The organism is uncultured Maribacter sp., from assembly GCF_947495965.1.
Lineage (GTDB): Bacteria > Bacteroidota > Bacteroidia > Flavobacteriales > Flavobacteriaceae > Maribacter_B.
In genome coordinates, this window is the sequence record NZ_CANMBB010000001.1 from 551,798 (window position 1) to 572,567 (window position 20,770).

15 protein-coding genes are annotated in these 20,770 nt (G+C 32.8%); 4 read left to right on the forward strand and 11 right to left on the reverse strand.

Translation table 11 applies throughout. The annotated features are described in order from the left end of the window. Positions 1-2: 2 nt before the first annotated feature. Both Q0820_RS02205 and Q0820_RS02210 read left to right on the forward strand, forming a co-directional pair. Positions 3-1,010 (forward strand): sugar kinase, encoded by a 1,008-nt coding sequence (locus Q0820_RS02205; RefSeq protein WP_298484686.1) that lies wholly within the window; start codon positions 3-5, stop codon positions 1,008-1,010. Beyond that, positions 1,007-1,639: a bifunctional 4-hydroxy-2-oxoglutarate aldolase/2-dehydro-3-deoxy-phosphogluconate aldolase gene (locus Q0820_RS02210; RefSeq protein WP_298484688.1), complete on the forward strand. Its 633-nt coding sequence runs from the start codon at positions 1,007-1,009 to the stop codon at positions 1,637-1,639. Before Q0820_RS02205 ends, Q0820_RS02210 begins: the two co-directional genes overlap by 4 nt. 83 nt (positions 1,640-1,722) lie before the next feature. Here Q0820_RS02210 and Q0820_RS02215 read toward each other — a convergent pair whose 3' ends face one another. The 6 genes from Q0820_RS02215 to Q0820_RS02240 form a co-directional block, all read right to left on the reverse strand. Beyond that, a complete protein-coding gene (locus Q0820_RS02215) occupies positions 1,723-3,294 on the reverse strand; it encodes an arylsulfatase (RefSeq protein WP_298484690.1) in 1,572 nt (523 codons plus the stop codon). A 111-nt stretch (positions 3,295-3,405) separates the two neighbouring features. Then, positions 3,406-4,431: a Gfo/Idh/MocA family oxidoreductase gene (locus Q0820_RS02220; RefSeq protein WP_298484692.1), complete on the reverse strand. Its 1,026-nt coding sequence runs from the start codon at positions 4,429-4,431 to the stop codon at positions 3,406-3,408. Between the two features lie 2 nt (positions 4,432-4,433). Then, positions 4,434-5,702 (reverse strand): MFS transporter, encoded by a 1,269-nt coding sequence (locus tag Q0820_RS02225; RefSeq protein ID WP_298484694.1) that lies wholly within the window; start codon positions 5,700-5,702, stop codon positions 4,434-4,436. Further along, positions 5,699-7,084 (reverse strand): four-carbon acid sugar kinase family protein, encoded by a 1,386-nt coding sequence (locus Q0820_RS02230; protein WP_298484696.1) that lies wholly within the window; start codon positions 7,082-7,084, stop codon positions 5,699-5,701. The genes Q0820_RS02225 and Q0820_RS02230 overlap by 4 nt, the downstream gene beginning before the upstream one ends. Positions 7,085-7,087: 3 nt before the next feature. Further along, positions 7,088-7,726, reverse strand: a complete 639-nt coding sequence (locus Q0820_RS02235; RefSeq protein ID WP_298484698.1) for a cyclase family protein — start codon at positions 7,724-7,726, stop codon at positions 7,088-7,090. 4 nt (positions 7,727-7,730) lie between these two features. Then, positions 7,731-8,810, reverse strand: coding sequence for an isocitrate/isopropylmalate family dehydrogenase (locus tag Q0820_RS02240; RefSeq protein WP_298484700.1), 1,080 nt, complete (start codon positions 8,808-8,810; stop codon positions 7,731-7,733). Between the two features lie 151 nt (positions 8,811-8,961). Between Q0820_RS02240 and Q0820_RS02245 the strand changes: the two genes are divergently transcribed. Beyond that, positions 8,962-10,002, forward strand: a complete 1,041-nt coding sequence (locus tag Q0820_RS02245) for a LacI family DNA-binding transcriptional regulator (protein ID WP_298484702.1) — start codon at positions 8,962-8,964, stop codon at positions 10,000-10,002. Positions 10,003-10,055: 53 nt separating this feature from the next. Further along, the gene (locus Q0820_RS02250; RefSeq protein WP_298484704.1) at positions 10,056-12,965 is read left to right on the forward strand and encodes a DUF5060 domain-containing protein; all 2,910 of its coding nucleotides are present in this window, start codon (positions 10,056-10,058) and stop codon (positions 12,963-12,965) included. Between the two features lie 101 nt (positions 12,966-13,066). Here Q0820_RS02250 and Q0820_RS02255 read toward each other — a convergent pair whose 3' ends face one another. From Q0820_RS02255 to Q0820_RS02275, 5 genes are all read right to left on the reverse strand, one after another. Beyond that, positions 13,067-14,635, reverse strand: a complete 1,569-nt coding sequence (locus tag Q0820_RS02255; protein ID WP_298484706.1) for a sulfatase — start codon at positions 14,633-14,635, stop codon at positions 13,067-13,069. A 2-nt stretch (positions 14,636-14,637) separates the two neighbouring features. Continuing rightward, positions 14,638-16,188: a DUF4955 domain-containing protein gene (locus Q0820_RS02260; protein WP_298484708.1), complete on the reverse strand. Its 1,551-nt coding sequence runs from the start codon at positions 16,186-16,188 to the stop codon at positions 14,638-14,640. Then, entirely contained in the window at positions 16,178-17,389 is a 1,212-nt protein-coding gene (locus Q0820_RS02265; protein WP_298484709.1) for a glycoside hydrolase family 88 protein, read from the reverse strand. Before Q0820_RS02265 ends, Q0820_RS02260 begins: the two co-directional genes overlap by 11 nt. A gap of 101 nt (positions 17,390-17,490) precedes the next feature. Next, positions 17,491-19,176 (reverse strand): sulfatase-like hydrolase/transferase, encoded by a 1,686-nt coding sequence (locus tag Q0820_RS02270; RefSeq protein WP_298484711.1) that lies wholly within the window; start codon positions 19,174-19,176, stop codon positions 17,491-17,493. Positions 19,177-19,251: 75 nt separating this feature from the next. Beyond that, complete coding sequence (locus Q0820_RS02275; RefSeq protein ID WP_298484713.1) at positions 19,252-20,766, reverse strand: RagB/SusD family nutrient uptake outer membrane protein; 1,515 nt, start codon at positions 20,764-20,766, stop codon at positions 19,252-19,254. Between the last annotated feature and the right edge of the window lie 4 nt (positions 20,767-20,770).

Genomic DNA, 20,770 nt, shown 5'->3' on the forward strand with positions numbered 1-20,770 from the left:
CTATGAGTTTTACAACTTTTGGAGAAATAATGCTTAGGCTAACCCCTAACGATTACGCTGCTAAAATAAATAGCGCAAAAACTTTTGGAGTACATTTTGCTGGCTCAGAATCTAATGTAGCTAGCTCCTTAGCGTATTTAGGCAATAAAACACAGTTTGTTACTAAACTTCCAAACAATCAGCTAGGAGATGCAGCTGTTAACTCTTTAAGATTCTATGGTATAAGTACAAATAACATATTAAGAGGTGGCAATAGAATTGGAACTTATTTTATAGAAATTGGTTCCTCTATAAGACCATCTAGTGTAATATATGACAGAGAAAATTCTGCTATTGCTAGTATAAAAAACAATGAGTTTGACTGGGAAAAAGTTTTAGAAGGGCAAAAATATCTTTTTATTTCTGGAATTACACCTGCATTATCTAAATATTGTGCTGATGAAGTAATTTCTTTAGCTAAAATTGCAAGAAAATTAAATGTTAAGGTTAGCTTTGATATGAATTACAGAAGAACTCTTTGGAGTGATGTATCAAATGCTCGAAAAATATTTGATGCTATTTTAGAAAACACAGACATTCTGTTTGGAAATATGGGCGTATTAAATGATGTTTATGGTATGACAGGTGATGGCGCTAATAGCATAGACAAAACAGTTGATATTATTGCTAAAGCGAAGAAAGAATTCAGTCTAAAAGAACTAGCTTTTACGGTCCGTGATCATTATTCTGCTAATGAAAATGCATTATCTGGTATTTATCTAGGTGCTAATGACCCAATTGTCTCTGACACCTATAAAGTACAGATCCTAGATCGTTTTGGCACAGGAGATGCTTTTGCTGCAGGATGTTTACACGGATTAAATAAAGATTGGAACAAAGAAAAGGTAATTGGTTTTGCAACCGCCGCTTTTGCTTTAAAACATACTATAAAAGGAGACCAACATACAAGTAACGAAGAAGAAATTAACTCCATAAGAAATGGAAATATAACTGGACACGTATTACGATGAAAAGAGAAGAGATTTTAGAAATAATTAAAGATAGCAAGATAGTTGTTGTTATAAGAATGAAAGAACAACAGCAAGTTGCAAAAGTTATTGATGCTTTGGTTGCGGGAGGAATTAAAGCACTAGAGGTAACTTCTAATACCCCTGGTTACTTAGAAGAAATTTCTAAAGCTAGAGCCAAATACCCTAATACTCTTATTGGCGCTGGTACAGTTACTAATGCAAGTAAAGCTAAAGACTCTGTAAATGCCGGTGCGCAATTTTTAGTTACACCAAATACAAACATTGAAACTATTAAGGTTGCTCATGAAAACAACATCCCAGTTTTAATGGGAGCTATTACCCCATCAGAAATTAGCATGGCTGCTGAAGCTGGTGCGGATATTGTTAAAATTTTCCCTGCTGGGGCCATGGGAATTAACTATTTTAAAGCAGTAAAAGCCCCTTTAAGTGATATTCCATTATTTGCTGTAGGTGGTATTGATGAAAATAGTGCGGCAGATTGGATTGCTGCCGGTGCTGAAGGACTTGGCATTGGTGGCGGATTAACAAAAGTTGTTAATTCCGAATCTGATTTTAATGATATTGTAACTTTATCAAAAAAATACTTATCTATTCTTAATGAAAAATAGTACGATTTTTTAAAAAACTATCAAACAAAAAAGAGCCTGTGATTGTATATATCACAGGCTCTTTTTTTATTAACCTTCCTTTATTACTTAAGGATTATCTTTTGCGTTTTTTTATAATCATTTCCTCTAATACCTATAAAAACATCCATCATTTCTTTTAACTTCTCAGGATTTTCTTCAGCAACATTTTTTTGTTGGCCTAAATCGTCCTTTAAATTATAAAGCATTGGTACATCAGAGTTTCCTGGCTCAATATTTACTTGATCCATAACAGCCACACCACTATATGCAGGTATCATAGCCCAATCTCCTTGTCTTAATGCTGTTCTAGAACCAGCTTCAAGAACTAGGTTATCCCTTCCCTTTTTACTTTTTCCAAGAAATGCATCTAAAAGGTTTTCACTGTCTTTTACTTTAACATCGCTACCAACTAAAGTAGCCAAAGATGAAAGTAAATCTAGTTGACAAACTAAAGCATCTGAAACACCTGGAGATATAGTCCCTTTCCAATAGGTAAAGAAAGGAACACGTGTACCCGCTTCAAACAAGCTATACTTTCCTCCTCTAAGACCGCCTGCTGGAGTATGGTCTCCTAATTTCTCTACCGCTTCATCATAATACCCATCGTTTAATACAGGGCCATTATCACTAGAAAAAACTATTATTGTATTCTCTAATACACCTTCTTCTTCTAAAGTCTTTACAAACTCTCCTACACACCAATCTGCCTCCATAATAACATCTCCACGAGCTCCTAAACCAGACTTACCTACAAATCTTGGATGCGGTGTACGTGGCACATGTGGTTGTTGCATGGCATAGTATAAAAAGAAAGGTTCGTTTTTATGTTTTTTAACATAGTCTTGCGCACCTTTTAAAAAGTGATCTGCCATATCTTCATCTACCCATTTAGCAGACTCTCCACCTTTCATATACCCAATTCTTGGAATTCCGTTTACAATACTATTATTATGACCATGATGCCATTTTAATTTTAATAACTCTGGGTTATCTACACCTGTTGGCTGTCCTTCAAAATTTTCTTTATAATTAATTTCAATAGGATCATTAGGATCTAAATTAACAACATCACCGTTTTCTATATATACAGTTGGCACTCTATCTTGCGTTGCTGCCATAATATAAGAATAGTCAAAACCAACTTCATTAGGACTTGGTTTAACTTTCTCATTCCAGTTTACATGTCCGCTTCCTAATCCTAAATGCCATTTACCTACAACACCGGTGTAATATCCCTCTTGATTAAGCATTTTTGGGACTGTCATTTGCTCTTCACTAATAAGCAGCGGAGCCGTTCCTGGCAATATCTTAGCATTTTTATTTCTCCATGGGTAAGAACCTGTTAATAAAGCATATCTACTAGGAGTACAAGTAGCTGATGACGCATAACCGTTTGTAAAACGTAAGCCGTTATTCGCTAATTTATCCATATTTGGAGTTTTCAAAACTGTAGAACCATTGAATCCTACATCTCCATATCCTAAATCATCCATATAAATAAAAACGATATTAGGCTTTTTCTGAGTCTCTTCTTCTATTGCAGTTTCTGCTTTCTTTTCTTTACAACTAGAAAAAAATGCAAAACAAACTGTTAGAAAAAGTAAAAAGCTACTCTTTTTAATTTTGTTTGTCATAATATTATTTATTGAGTTATTGAATTAAGTTAGCGAAATATAAGAATTTATACCTTTATAAAGCGTAAAAATTACAATTAATAAACTTCTTATAAATTGTAATTTATGGACTTAAATAGAAACTTCTTTTCCTAATTTACTAGACTCATATATTTTATCTTGTACTATTATGTTTTGTAAATACAAAGAAACATCCGTCTCAAAAGGTTTCGTAGAACTAAGCTGGTCTATAAAATGTTTTTGGGTATTAAAAACACAATCTCCAGCAAAATTTTTATGCTCAAATTTATATAGGTGTTCTTTCTCCTTTTTTCCTAGTAATTGAATAGTTATTTTACCATCTTCATATAATCTAATACTACCTTTAGTACCTTCTATTACTACTTTACCAAAAGTAAATCTAGGATTGTCTGATGTACTTTCATTATACCTATTCGCATCTAAAAAGCCAACCGCCCCATTATCAAAATCAAAATTTACCCAAGCAAAATCTTCTCCTTTTATATTAATATTTAAGGTTTTTAATTTTGCATAAACTTTTGTAATTTCTCCTCCTAAATAACGAAAAACATCTATAAAATGGATACCTGTTTCATAGATTAATAGCTTTTTCATTTCTCTAAAATAGGGTTGTCTATTCCTATAGGCATCATGTTGCCAACCATCTCCCATACGCATACATAAATTAATAGTGTGCAACTTCTTCCCAATAGTATTTTGTACTAATAATTTTTTAATCTCTCTGTGCCATGGTTGAAAACGAAAATTCTCATGCACCATCATTCTTACATTAGATTCTTCTATTATTTTAGCGAGTTGTAAAGACTCCTTATAGGTTGGAGCAAGTGGTTTTTGGCAGATGATATGAATATTATTGGCTACTGCAATTTTACATATATCTAAGTGTGTATTTGGCGGTGTAATAACATCTACAAAATCTGGGCTTTCTTGCTTAAGCATTTCTTCAAAATTATCATACGCTTTTGCAAAACCATAGGTATTACATATTGTTTGAGCTTTTTCTTTAGAAATATCGCAAACCGCAATTATTTCTACGTTTTCTAAGCGCGCCCATGCCTCATAATGAAATTGGCTAAAATACCCTGCACCAATACAAACTCCTTTATAAATTTTCATTCTTAATATTGTGAAAAGTGTTTATGTGGTTTCATATTAAACCATAACAAAACTGCTATAATATTTAAAATTGCTCCTACAATAAAAAACAACGTTGTACTACCTGTCCAAGATAATAAATATGGGAACAATAAAGCAGTTATAAAGGCTCCAATATTACCAGCCATATTCATTGTACCAGAAACTGTTCCCGCATGTTTTTTGCCAATATCTACACAAAATGCCCAAGATGGTGGTAAAGTCATATCTGCTCCAAAAATAGCAATGCTTAAAAACACTATAGCTCCAACAGCAGAGCTCATGTAAACACTACCAAGTAAACCTATTGCAGCTAATGTAAAACCTAAAGAAGCTGGAAATATTCTAGAGGTATCCCATTTTCCTTTTTTAAATATTTTATCTATTAGCCAACCAGAAAACCAATTGCCAAAAGCGCCAAAAATTAAAGGAATTGCAGTGTACATACCTGCCTCCACAGTATCTAGGTTATATTCGCTTTTAATATGAGGAAACAACCAAGTAAGTGCAAAGAAAAAAGTGAAATTACTACAAAAATATTGCCCCATTGCAAGCCACATATTTTTAGATTTCATTAATGTTCCAAAATGTATTTTTTTGGTAGTAGCATTCGTGTTTTTTTCTTGTCTTTGCGATATTATAAAGTCTTTTTCTTCCTCACTAATATTTTTTAACTCTTCTGGTGTATCTCTAAAAAAAATATACCAACAAGCTGCCCAAACGCCACCTAACACTCCTAATATTATAAAAGTGTTACGCCAACCAAAATCTGTTATTGCCCAAGCAACAACGGGTACAGCAAAAGCTGCCCCCAAACGAGAGCCAGAAAAATTAATTCCTGTAACTATTCCTCTTTCTTTTAAAGGAATCCAACTATAAATTGCTCTAGACATACCAGGGAAAGCACCAGCTTCTCCTGCACCAAATAAAAATCTAATTATTAATAATGAAATAAAACTCCAAGCAGCTCCTGTAATTGCCGTAAAAGAAGACCATAAAACAACTATAATAGTCAATATTTTTCTTGGACCAAAACGATCTACCATTATCCCAGAAGGCGTTTGAAAAAAAGCATACCCAAGTGAAAAAGAAGCTAAAACCCATCCCATTTGTTTATCGCTTAAACTAAGAGCCTCTGCAATAGGTTCTTTAGCTACAGAAATACAAATACGGTCTACATATAATAATAAGGCTAAAAGAAAAGTGCCTACTACCATAAAATACCGCTTGGGGAAAAAGCTGTTTTTTTTCATTTTAAAAGTTTTAATAATTCATATAATGCTGTTTCATCTCCTACATTTCCTGGAAAAATAATATATGGCATTTTAGGAAATTTACTCTCCTCCCCTAATTGCCAAATAGGAACGCCTTTTATTGCTTGCCCCATTACAAGAGCTCTTTTAACTTTCAATGCTTTTGTAGCAACATCACTAGAGGTAATTCCTCCTTTTGCAATTATATATTTAGGAGTACATGACAAATTTTTAACTATACGAATAAGCCCATTAGATACTAAGTTTACAATCTCTAGACTTTTAGACTCTGACTCCCCTTTAATAATAGTTCTGCTAGTAAAAAGAACAACGTCTTCTCCTTTTTCTAAATTACGATTTACTCTAGAAATTAATTCTTCTATTTCCTTACTAAAAACAGCAGTATTTAATACATTGGTAACATCTAACTCTAAAAAAATTGCATTTGTATTTTCTTTTAAATAATTTAATTGCAATGTCGTTTTTGGAACATAAGACCCTATTACTAACAAAGAACCTGAGGTAGAATTTTCTCCAAATATTTCTTTTTTAGTTAAACAATCTTTTGGAAGTATCCCAGTAATAGCATTCACAAAAGATGCAGCTGTTCTATATAGTATAGTTTCTTTACTTTGTAAACATGCCAAGGCTAGTTTCTCTAAATCTGCATAAGATGTTGCATTGGCAACTATATGTGATATTGCTGGACTTATAAGAACACTTTGTAAATTTTCCTCTGAATTTTCTCTTAATTCTTTAATAGATAAACTCCCAATATTTTTAGGATCTACTTTAGCATTTGTTTTTTCTATTATCCAATCTATAAGATTAGAAGATAAATAGCCAAAAGTATTATCCTTTGCAAATGGTGTTTTTGCAGCTGGAATAAACTCCTTACCTTCTTTTACGTAATGAATATTTTTATAGGTATACCTACCTCCCTCAAAAAAAGCAGGCGCTAATACATGCTTAGCTTTTGGTATTTGTAACCCTTCTGCAAGAGCATTAACTTCATTAGGATAATGCCCCCTTAAAGTAGAATCTCCCCTACTAATTAAAACTAATTCTTTTTTATGTTTTTTAGATAACTTATTAAGTCTAGAACCAATTAATGCAGCTAATAGATTTGCATCTTGTATTTGCAAACTTCTAGAATTAGTTAAAATAAAAAAAACAGGGCTATTAAGTATTTCTTTTTCAAGAACCTTATCTGTCCATTCTGTAATTACTGGTACATTATATACTGTTTGGGTTCCAGTAGGATCATCATCTAAAACAACAATAGTTTTAGGGCTTTTTTTTAGTTCTTTACGTATCGCCTCTACAGAGCCTTGTAACAGTTCTCCCTCTTCAATAGATTTTAAAATTTCTTCTTTTAGCATTATTTATTCCTCTATTGCTATTACTCTTGCAGGAGCACCATCTCCACCTTCTACCTTTATAGGAAGTGCAACCAATGTAAATTTTGACGAAGAAAGAGCTTCTAAATTAGTAAGCCCTTCAATAATTATAATATCATTCTTCATTAAAATATTATGTATTTCGGTTACTTCCTCAATGTTATTAACATCTGCAACAGATGGTGGCTCTACACCTATAATATTTACTTTTTTTTCTCCAAGCCATAAAGCCAATTCTTTACTTATTCTAGGCAATGCATTACGATACTCTTGTGATTCTATTTTTTTACTCCACCCTGTTTGTAATAAAATACTATCTCCAGGGCTAATTTTATCTGCAATAGTCTCCAGATGTTTTATAGTAATTAATTCTTTGGGTTTTATTGCTGTTACGTTTACCTTCCAAGCACTAGAAATAAGCCTGTTAACAGGTATAGTATCTATAGTCTGGGTATTTACACCAAAATGAATGGGGGCATCCATATGTGTACCACTATGAGAGTATAAATTTAGAGTTGTTGCGTTCCAACCATCTTTAGAAATTGTACGAGCAGGTTCTATAGAAACCCCACTCATAGAATTTTTTATGGGTAGGGTTATATCTATAATTTTCTTGTCGTTCATTCTCTTACGCAACTACTAATTCTGTAGTCTCTATATAATTTACAACACTATTTGCTACATCAGAGGTAGATGCACTTCCTTTAAGGTCTTTGGTTAAATTTCCTTTAGAAGTAGTGTACGCAATCCCTTTCATAATATCTTTAGCAGCTTCTATTTCTCCTAAATGCTCCAACATTATAGCTGCAGACCAAATTTGACCTATTGGATTTGCTATATTTTGCCCAGCAATATCTGGAGCAGAACCATGTATAGGCTCAAACATAGATGGAAAATCCTTTTCAGGATTAATATTTCCACTTCCTCCAAGACCAAGACTACCCATAATAGCTCCTCCTAAATCGGATAATATGTCTCCAAAAAGATTTGTAGTTAAGATTACATCAAAAACTTCTGGTCTAAGCACAAAACTTGCAGATGCATTATCTATATACATTGTATTGTATTCTACATCTGTGTACTGTTCTGCAACCTCTGCAATAACCCTATCCCAATACGCAAGACTATGTATTAAGGTATTAGATTTTGTTACATTAGTTACTTTACTTCTTCTTTTTCTTGCTAATTTAAAAGAGTAGTGCGCAATACGTTCTATTCCAAATCTAGTAAACACACTAGTATCTGTAGCAACTCCACCAGCTTCTTCTGCATGCATTATTTGTCCATTTTGAACAAATTCTCCTTCATTGTTTTCACGAACCACAACAAAATCTATATCCTCTTGTGTTTTATCTCTTAACGGACTATCTATTCCTGGAAATAATTTTACAGGTCTATAGTTTACATACTGCTTAAGCTTTCCCCTTACTTTAAAAGTATAATCTCTAGCAGGCAAAGTATCATCTACTTCGGGTAAACCAACAGCTCCAAAATAAATTGCATCAAATTTTTTCATTTGTTCTATACCATCTTCTGGCATAAATTCTCCATATTTTAAATAATGTCCTGCTCCCCAAGACAATTCATTTAAATCTAAACTAAAACCATGCTTTTTTGCAACAGCTTTTAATACAGAAACACCTGCTGGTACAATTTCTGCTCCAATTCCGTCTCCGTTTACAACGGCTATTTTATACGCTTTTCCCATTTTAAGTGAATTATTTTTGCGCAATTTTGCGCAACTACAAAATGTTTATTTAATAATTTAAATGCTAATTAAATTCAAAATTATATAATTTTAACTACATTTGATTGAATATATACTATTATTTGTGCAAAAAATTGCACAAAATGTAATTATGACAAAAAATATAAGAGATAAAGAAACTCCTACTTTAAAGGATATTGCAGAAACGCTAAATATTTCTATATCTACTGCTTCTAGAGCTTTAAAAAACAACCCTAGGATTAGTAGAAAAACACAAGAAATGGTAAAAAATACCGCGAAAAGAATGGGGTATTTGTCTATAGATATGCTTAGTGAAGAAAAAAAGAAAGCAACTAACCTTATTGGAGTAATAGTTCCTAAAATTAGTTATCACTTATACGCCATGGCAATAAGTGGTATAGAGCATATTGCAGAAAAAAACGGCATGCACATTATAGTATGCCAATCTAATGAATCTTATGAAAGAGAAAAAAGCTTAGTAAAAGAGCTTATACAAGCTGGGGTAAATGGCATAATAGCTTCTTTGGCTAGTGAAACTAAAGATTTTTCACATTTTCTAGAGTTAAAAAAAATAGGCATTCCATTAGTTTTTTTTAATAGAGAGTGTAATGATGTAATTACGCATAAGGTAACCATAGACAATAAAAGAGCTGCTTATGAAGCTGTTATGCATTTAATTTCTGTTGGATGCAAAAAAATAGCATATATAGGAGGGCCAGAGGTGCTACAAATAAATAAAGAACGGGCTCAGGGTTTTAAAGATGCTTTAGCAGATAATAATATATTATTAGATGACAATCATATAATTTATAGCAGGTTTGATAGAGAAAGTACATTAACTGCTGCAAGGTCTTTATTGTACTCTCCTGATTACCCAGACGGAATTTTAACCTTTAGCGATCAAATAGCAATTAGTGTAATGTTAGCTGCAAAAGAAAGAGGAATTGCTATACCTGAAAAATTATCTCTAATTGGTTTTAACAACGAGCCAATAGATGAGCTTTTAGAACCCTCTTTAACCAGTATAGATCAACCTGGTTATAGAATGGGAGAAGAATCTGCTCAACTTCTTTTAAAACAGCTTACTAACTTTAATAATATATACGAAAAAAGAATCCTAAAATCATTTTTAGTAGTACGTAATTCTACAAATAAAAATAGAAAATCGTAACCTCTAACCCTTAAACCAAAAATATAATTAACACTTACAATTAAACTTCACTAATGAAACATTTAAATTATAAACTAAAAATAGCATTTACTCTAGCTATATTTTTATTTGGAATTAATGCAAACGCACAAAATCAAAAAATTTCGGAAGAAAAAAATGGTATTTTACTAATTGAAGCCGAAAACTTTAAAAATCAAACTAAAACAGAGGTTCGTAAATGGCATATTATTACAGACCAAAATAATCTAGAAACCAAAACAGCAAGCAATAACAGTTATATTAAATTATTACCAGATACTAGAACCAACCACCAAGACAAACTTATTCCTAATGTTAATTTTAGTAATGAGCCTGGAAAAATGGCAATTCTACATTACAAAGTAAAAATTAATACTCCAGGGCGTTATTACGTATGGGCAAGTGCTTATAGCTCTAATTCTGAAGATAACGGTATACATGTTGGCTTAAATGGAGAATGGCCAGAAAGCGGACAAAGAATGCAATGGTGCGATGGCAAAAACTCATGGTTTTGGTCAAGTAAACAAAGAACTTTAGAAGTACACTGTGGTGTTCCTGGTTTAATTTATTTAGATATTGACAAAGCAGGAGAATATGACATTCAATTTAGTATGCGAGAAGATGGTTTTACAATGGACCAGTGGTTAATGACTACAGACAAACATTTTTCTTTTGACAAACTTACAAAAGACAAAAAAACCATCTCTTTAATGGATGCTGTTAAGCAAAAATACCCTGATTATGTTACTATAAAAGCTACCGATTTTGAAATTCAAAACAATACTTTTTATGTAGATAAAAATTGGCTAGCAATTAATCCAGATAAAAATGAAACCGCTAAAGCAACTTATAAATATACAGGTGCTTCTGGTTTGTTTGATATAGTCGTGCATGGCGTTGGAGAAAACGACGGAAGATCTTCATTTACACTAACTGTAAATAAATTTCCGCAAGGAACATTTAGACCAGAATTAAGCACAGATGCTTTTGAAGAAGGGCCAGACTATGGCAAAACATTTTTAGATGTACAATTAAACACAAACGACATTATTACCATTGATGGAAAAATTGGAAGCAGAGATCAAAAAGAATTTAGTAGAGGCCGTTGGAGCGGAATAAACATCACCCCTATTGGAAAAGGAGATAAATTGCTCAAAAGTTTAAATGATGGAAATGAAAATACCACTGTTAAAATAGATGGAGAATTAAAAAAGTGGCATAAGGTTACACTTACTTTTGATGGGCCACTTACCTCCGAAACAAAAAAGAATAACCCTTTTATGAATTTTCGTTTTAATACTACGTTTACACATACAAAAACTGGTAAAAAATATTTAATTCCAGGTTATTTTGCTGCAGATGGCTATGCAGGAGAATCTTCTGCTACAGATGGGAACAAATGGCGTGTGCATTTTGCTCCCGATGAAATAGGAGAATGGACATATTCTGTTGATTTTAGAAAAGGTAATTGGGTTGCCGTTAGCGATAAAATAAACTCTGGTTTAAGTGCTGGTTATATGGATGGAGCTACGGGTAAATTCACTATTGAAAACACCGATAAAAAAGGAAAAGATTTTAGAGCAAAAGGTAGACTCCAATATGTTGGCGAACGCTATTTAAAATTTGCAGAAACAGGAGAATACTTTTTAAAACAAGGGCCAGATGCTCCAGAAAACTTTTTATCTTATATAGATTTTGATGGTACTTTTCATAATGATGGCCATAAAGACAATTTAGTAAAGACTTGGGAAGCACATGAAAAAGATTGGAAAGAAGGAGATTTAACATGGAAAAATGGAAAAGGAAAAGCAATTGTAGGAGCTCTAAATTATTTAGCCTCTAAAGATTTAAATTCTGTTTCCTTTTTAACTAATAATATTGCTGGTGATGATCAAAATGTATTCCCATATATAGATTACGATACCTATGACCGTATTGATGTTTCTAAAATGGACCAATGGGAGTCTCTTTTTGCATATGCTCAAAAATTAGGCTTATTTCTTCATTTTAAAACTTTAGAAGTAGAAAACCAAGGCTTACTAGATAATGGTGGCGTAGGCGCTAACAGTAAACTATATTATAGAGAATTAATGGCTAGGTTTGGCCACCACTTAGCTTTGAACTGGAATTTATGTGAAGAAAATGGAGAATGGATAAAAGACCACCCAACACCACCGCAAAGTACAGAAGAAAGATTAGCTATGACACATTATTTTAAAAACCACGATCCTTACCATCACCATTTAGTAATTCATAATGGCATAAAGTATGATGATTTATTAGGTCCTGATAGTGGATTAACTGGCCCTTCTATACAAACCCACAAAGCAGATTTTAGCACCATTCATAAAGAGGTATTACACTTATTAAAAATATCGAAAGAAGCAGGTTTTCAATGGGCAGCTGCAGTAGACGAACCTGGTGATGCGCAACATTCTTTATTACCAGATGATGAAAACCCAGATCATGACAATGCTAGAAGAAATGCGTTATGGGGTACTTTTATGGCCGGTGGCTGGGGTAACGAATGGTACTTTGGTTACAAACATCCAAACTCTGATATTACATGCCAAGACTACCGTTCTCGAGATTTATTTTGGGATCAGGCTGTACACGCTATTAATTTCTTTAAGAATAATACCGTTCCTTTCTGGGAAATGCAAAATAACAATAGCTTAGTAGGTAATCCGGAGAATAAAAATACGGTATACTGCCTTGCTAAAGAAAATGAAACTTATGTTGTATACTTAAACTCTAAGCCAACCTCTTCTTTAGATTTAACAAACGCTACTGGCGAATATAAAGTTCTTTGGTATAACCCAAAACAAGGTGGTACTTTAAAAAAATCTAAAGTAAAAAAAGTTAAAGGAGGAGCCGTAGTAGAATTAGGAAAATCTCCTGACAAAAAACAATTAGATTGGGTTATTCTTGTTACAAAAGAATAAAAAAACTAAAGGCAGGCATAAAAACCTACCTTCTAGTGTGTGTTAATTAAAGAAGCGAGGAAATATTTCCTCGCTTCTTTTTTATACCTGCAAAAACTCTTTTAATATTTAATTATGTTTGAATGGCGTTTTTCTTGATACCAAGGGTCGTTCGTTTTTTCTAGTAACTCTGCTAAATGTCCTAATAGTAAATTAGCAACCTTAGGATTCTCATTAAGTGCAATTTTTTTCTTTTGATAAGGATCATTCATATTATCATAAAAATAAGCTTGATCTACTGCTTTAGCATCAAACTCATCCCATTGTTTCTTATTTTCTTTAACACATAGTGTATACCTATCTGTGTGCACTCCTCTTGAATTTCCTAACATTATTAAAACTGCTTCAGGTTTTTCAATTTCTGAATTTTCTGGTGCTACTAACACTGATGAAAAATTAATTCCTTCTACTGATTTTGGAATTTTATTACCCAAACCCGTTAATCCCATAGTTGTTGGTAATACATCTGGCACACTAAATAATATATCAGAAATACCAGGTTTTAACCCTTTTGGCCAATGTACTATAAACGGTATTGCTAACGACTCTAGTTCAAAAGCATTTTTTCCAGTTTTGGAATGACTTCCCAACATTTCTCCATGATCAGAACTAAATAAAACTATGGTATTATCTAAGGCACCCATACGCTCCAGCTCATCAATAACAAAACCTATATATTTATCTGCACTAGTAACATTTGCGTAATAATGACGTGCATAATCTGCTACTTTATAATCCACATTTTCTCTTACTACTAAATTTTCATCAATATCTGAAAACTCATCAACATCATAATGCTTATGCAATTGTTCCATATCTGTATTTTCATCATCCCATGGGTTATGTGGCGGATTCATAGACCATATCATACAAAATGGTTTATCTGCATCACGTTGCTGCCTTTCATTTTTTAAATAAGAAATAATTTTCTCTGCTTCATTTTTAGCCGAAAAAGTCTTAGGCAAATGTAATTCTCCATCCTTTTTACCTTCTATTGTAGTAGAATCATTAGAATATATATGAGGATTATAATGAGAGTCTTTCAAAGATTGGTAAAAATATTCTATACTATGTCGTTTTTTACCTGGGGGAATATAAGTGTCATAGGTATTAACATAATGTCCACCAGGAGCATCCGTTGTTCCTACATAATTACCATTTTCATCAAACAAAGGCTCTGTTTTTAACCAATGGCATTTTCCAAAATACGAGGTATTGTAACCTGCTTTATAAAACAAATCTGGAATGGTCTCAATATCATCCCTTAAACTATGCTCTCTTCCTTTTTTACAATTATTCCAAATACCATTTTGTTCTGGATAAAGTCCAGAAAGCATCATACCTCTATAAGGGCTACATAATGGAAAATTGCTAATAGCGTTTGTAAAAACCACCCCATTTTTTGCAAGCTTATCTATAGTTGGGGTTACCACTGGATCTGCTTTTCCTTGTGCTAATTCTTTATATGGAGATTCATTCCAAAAACCAGCACTATAACGTCTTAATTGATCGGGAAAAATAATTAAAACATTGGGTTTTTTAACTTCTTCTTTTTTTGATATCTCCTTTTTAGCTTTATCCCCACAACTAACAAAGGCAATAAATAATGAGAGTGTTATAAAATACTTCATGCTTACTTTTTTTCTTTTAATATCCATTTTGGTAAATACCCTAGTCTTAATTTTAGCTGTTCTTCAAATAAAGACTCTGGCTTTATTGGCGTTCCTAAACTTTCTAATATTTGTACCTCATCCTCTTTAAAAGTTGTTCCCGAACCATGAAAACCAACTATTATTGGTGGTACTATTCGCCAATACCAACTATCCTTAGCAATAAACCTAAAATTAGTTTCGGCCGCATCTATCTCTTTAAAATTCCACAATACTAAGTAACGACCATGGTTAGGTAAGTTCTTTATTGCTCCTCCTCCTCTGCCAGCAAAAAAACCTCCTTCTACATTATCAAAAAGTGTACTTCTTGGTTGCGAGGCATGGCTTTCAAAACTTGTGTGTGCAGGATATTTTGAACGCCAAATAACAGTTGCGGTAGTACTACCTCCTGCAACACCAACTGCATGATGCATTCCTGCTAAATCATTAATCTTAGCCAACAACACCCCTGTACAACCACCTCCTGCATGCAAAGAACTATGCCCTATTTTCCCTGTAATTGTAATATTTAAAGCTGTACTGGCAGCTGCGCCAGAAAAACTCATTGGTACATTTACATTTTTAAAGGTGCAATCTTTTATCCAAGAATCTACCACATTACTCATACTTAGAATTTTCCAACCCCCATCATCTTGGGCTGATCTATGATGCACAAATTCTTTAGTCCAGTTTCCCTCAAATGTAATATTCTCGAAACCTACATGATTTAAGTGTGGATAACTCTTTATTTTCCAACCATGTTCTGCATTTACATCATAATGTATTGGAGAAACAAATGTTATTATATTACCTGTAATTTTAGAAACTTTATGACGCTCATTTACCTGTACACCATCATTAATAATTGTTGTCCACTTTGGCTCCACTTTTAAAGGTTGTACATCATATTTTATTAGGCTTTTATCATTATTTACAACTTCTAATATAACCCAATCTCCCTCCTTAATTTTATCTACATTATCTACCACAACAGAATGTGTTTCTCTTCTAGAGTTTTTAACAACATTTGCCAATACTTCTGGCTTTTTATCCACAGATACCTTAACAGCAGCAGGAACCGTCCATAATTGTTCTGGATTAGCAGGAGACAAATCTTTATCAAAAAACAAAATAGTGTTTTCCTCACTTTCCCCTCTAAAAACAATATGAGAAGATTTTATTTTTATAATACTTTCTGTATCATTCCCAGTATTTATCATGTATTTGCCATCTGGAAAGTATATAATACCTTTTCCTTTTTTTGATGCCGCTTTTATTGCCTTATTTAAAGCATCCTTATCCGATTTATTATCATTTGAAACTGCCCCAAAATTAGCAACATTAAATACGGGATAGTCTACATTTGGAATTGCCTCTTCGGAATATTTATAACCTGCATAAGAAAAATTAGGAAGAATAGCTTCTGTTCCATTTTTTGATGCGGTTACATAATTATCCCAAACAGACTCTTTTTGTGCTTTGCAACCTATTGCAAAAAACAAAGTCATTAAAAAAACAAGATTATTACTCTTCATTAGACTCTGTTTTATATTCATTTTTATAACGCAACAAAGCTTCAAAATAATAATAATCTGCATAATTTAAAGGCACATCAATTTCATTATTATGAGGTATACTGCCTACACTATGCTTTAATAAGAAATTATGATTTTCACCTAAAGCAGCCGTATATTCTTTAGTTGCTAGTGTGTTCAAAATTTTATCAATTGCTCCTTTATAATTCTCCTTAGAATATTTGTCTAATTCTATTAATGCAGATGCAGTAATAGTTGCTGCGGAAACATCTCTAGGCTCATTTGGAATATGCTCTGCATTATAATCCCAATACGGAATACCATCTTCTGGTGTTCCTTTAAAGTTTAAAATATAGTTAGCAATTTTTTGCGCTTGTTCTAAATACTTTTTGTCTTTAGTATACCTATAACATACAGTATAACCATACAGTCCCCATGCCTGACCTCTAGCCCATGAGCTATCATGAGAAAAACCTTGTGCTGTTTGTTTGTGTCTTACCTCTCCCGTTTCTGGGTTATAATCTACAACATGAAAAGAACTATTATTTTCTCTGAAATGATTTTTTATTGTTGTGTTTGCATGTGTTATTGCTGCTTCTTTATATTTTGAATCTCCTGTTAGTTTACTTGCTTCAAATAACAATTCTAAATTCATCATATTATCTACAATAACAGGAAACATCCATCCTCTTTCTTTTTGCCACCCTCCAGTTACATCCCAACTTTTAATACAACCAACATTTGGATTAAAACGAGTAAGTAAGGAATTTGATGCTGTAATCATAACCTCTTTAAAAGCTTCATTCTTTGTTAATCTAAAACCATTACCATAAGAACAATTAAATACAAAACCTAAATCATGATTTGTAGTTAAATGTTTATGACTCTCAAATTGTGCTTGAAACTTTTCTGCAGCCATTTGCCACTTTTTATTCCCTGTTGCTTCAAAAAGATACCAACAAGAACCGGGGAAAAAGCCTTCCGTCCAATCAAACCTTTCTTTTGCCCAATGCATTTCACCATCTTTATTTATGGTTCTTGGTATTCTATTTGCCTTCTCTGCTTCTACCACTAATAATGAAAATTGCTTTTCTGCCTTTTCCATTACACTTTCTTCTTTTTTAGTTTCTGCTTTTTTTTCTTGACAAGAATAAAACAGACAAATTAAAAGGGGTAGTACTATTTTTTTTATCAATTTCATTTTGTTTTTTGTTAGTTATCTTTGCGTAAATTAAAAAATACAATCGATTGTATTTTTATCAAATGTAATAAAATATTTTACACAGAATTGATATTTTTAAATTATTTTGAAGCAGACTGTATACTTACAAGCTCTTCCCATTTAGCTTTTTTCCAATCTACAGGGGGCTTTAGCTCCTTCTTATTATTGTTATACAAAGCAACTAATTCTTTTACTTTATCAGGAAGTTCCTGTGCTAAATTATATTTTTCTGAAGGGTCTTTTAGTATATTATATAATTCAAACTTTGGCTTATCCCCTTCAAGAAAATCAGTATAAATACCTTTTTCTATTTCCCCTACATACCTTAATAAATAATTCTCTTTTATAACAGTCCATGCGGGTGGTGCATGTCCTGGTTCCTCTCCCCTAGACAAAACAGATTTATTTAGTAAAAAACCCCATTTTCTAGAATGTATTCCTGCCCAATATAAATAATCATGTACAGGCTCTTTTGTTTGTTTTGTTACCAATGGCAATAAACTTTTCCCGTCAATATTCTCTGGAACTTTACCTTCTGCAGCATCTATTAAAGTTGGTATAATATCCATAGCAGATACTAATTCATCTGACTTAAATCCTTCATGTATTTTACCTTTCCAATAGAAAAACATAGGCACATGCATACCTCCTTGATAATAGGTTCCTTTATGGCCTGCAAAAGGTGCATTTCCTGGTAATGTAGATGGCCCTCCTGTCATCCCTCCATTATCCGAAGTAAATGCTATAATTGTATTTTCTAATTGATTTATTGATTTTAAATACTCCGTTATTCGTTTTAAATTATAATCTACACCATATACATGTGCATAAAAGTTATTTAAGTCATAAGATTTTGTTTTAAATCTGTCATAATACTTACTAGGAGCTTTAGGCTGCAATGAGTCATGAACCGCATGATAATCTAATTGTACATAAAATGGTTTATCACTTTTTGCCTGTTCTTTCATAAAATCTAAGGCCTTATCTGTAAAGACATCTGTATTATACCCTTTTTGTTTTCCTGCGTGTTCATAATTTTCCCAAACTAAAGTTGAATTATAAAACTGACTTGACCAATAATTATATCCATAATAATAATCGAAACCATGATTAAGGGGATTATCCTTCTTAATAACGGAACCTCTATAACCAGAAGCCTCCATTGCCTTATAAGCTTCAAGATTTATTTCTTTTACTTTTCTATATGGCATGTTTTCATCAATTCCAGCTTCTCTTAAAACATTTTTTAGAACATTATCATCTCGCCTTCCTATATGCCATTTACCTATATGTGCAGTAGCATAACCCAAGTCTTTTAATTTTTCTGCTAAATGTGTTCCTTTTTCTAGTCCCTTAGCTTCACAATCTAAATTGGTATAAATACCATACTTCCCTTGAAAAACTCCTGTTGCAATGCCCATTCTAGACGGGGCGCATAAATTACTACTAGTATAAGCGTTAGAAAAAACAACACCATCTTTTGCTAAACTTGTCATTGTTGGTATAGCCATTTTAGATAATTGCAATGCTTCTTCTGGAGTATAATCCTGTCTTTCTTTTACTAATTGCACAAAATAAGGGTCAAAACTATCGGTATTTAGTGTTGTATTATTTACTCCCCATTGTCCGTACCCTAAATCATCCACCATAACAAAAAGAATATTAGGTTTCTTAGATACAATCTCTTTTTTCTTAGCCTTTTCACAACTAAAAAAGAGAAAAGAAGCAATTGAAAATAAAAAAAATACACCGCAAAAAAATTTCATATAATATATTTAAATGTATAAGAAAGGTTGCAAAATTTCTTTTACAACCTTAAACCTAACTAACATTAATTTACCTTATTGAATTTTAAATCCTTCTGGATTTTGTTCTAACTCACTTAAATTAATTGCATTAAATGGTATTGGTGCAATATACTGTGCCTTAGAGGGTTGCCTTACCAATACTACATCTTCATCTGGAGACCTTAAAGCTGTAATTTCTTCTAATTTTTCAGTTCTAATTAGATCAAACCATCTTTTATACTCTCCTGCTAGTTCCCAACCTTTTTCTGCAATAATTTCATCTACAGTTGGAGAGACTACATCAACAGAAAGATCTGCTACATTATATGGTAAACCTGCAGCTCTTCTTTTAACTTGATTAAACGCTTCTATTGAACTTGCATTTGACCCTATTCTTGCTTGCGCTTCTGCATATATTAGTAATATTTCTGCATACCTATACAATTCAATAGACCTAAAAGATACTGGTCTACCTCCAAAAGTTAAATCTTCTCCCGCTGTAAATTTACCATACATTGGGTGTTGCCGCTGAGATTCTTGCCAAGGTTTAGTTGCCGGATCTCTTGGTGTAAGGACTCCTCCTGGGGCTCTTCTTTGAGGTATATCTAAAAGAAATGTAGCTTCTTTTCTTGGACCTTCAGGAAAATTTTCAAAAAACTGCAGTTCCGGGAAAGCATCAGAAAAACCTCTAGCTTCATGAAAACTGAAAGCTGTTGGCCCTCCATTTACTATACTTTTATCATCTGGGAATTTTAGTGAAAAAATAGACTCTGTACTATTCTGGCCGGATAACAACCACAATTCATCTATTGGTAATAATGTATGATACCCTAAATCTATTATTTCTTTAGCTTTATTAGCTGCTAATTGATATTTAGTAGCATCTTTTACTGGCCATCCTGCCCAAGTTAAGTACAGGTCTGCCAATACTGCTTTAGCGAAAGTTGAAGAGGCTCTTCCTGGCGCTACTTCGCCTGGTAAGGGTAAAGAAGCTTCTGCTATAAGTAAATCTTCCTCTATATGTTCATAGTTAAGTAACACTGTAGCTCTTTTTTCCTTTCCTGTTGGAATATCTTCTTCTAAAATAACTGGCACATTACCATGTGTTCTAACCAAGTTTAAATAACATAAAGCTCTAAAAAGACGTGCTTCCCCGTCTCCAACCTTAATTGCCTCTTCAGAGGCCGTTGAAGTCTTTAGTCCTTTTATTAAAGTATTACTATAGTAAATGTTTTTCCAATAAGAGTCCCATGCTATTGGAAGCCAATTTATATCTGAATTTTCTCCACTTCCATAATCGAACCTATCAAAAACACGAAAAGGTGCTTTATTCCCTGCAATCCATGTTGTAAGATCATCGGCTCCATAGGTAGCAGCCATTCTCGTATGCGGAGTTTTATGTAAGTTTAACATTTCTCTATATATAGGAGCTAAACTAGCTGTAATATCTCCTTCACTACCTAGTCTATCTAAAGTAAGTAAACTACTGGTGTCTTCTTCTAAATCAGAGCATGAGTGGCTTATAAAAACCATTAATGCGAGCAGTATAATTTTATTTATATGTTTCATAGTT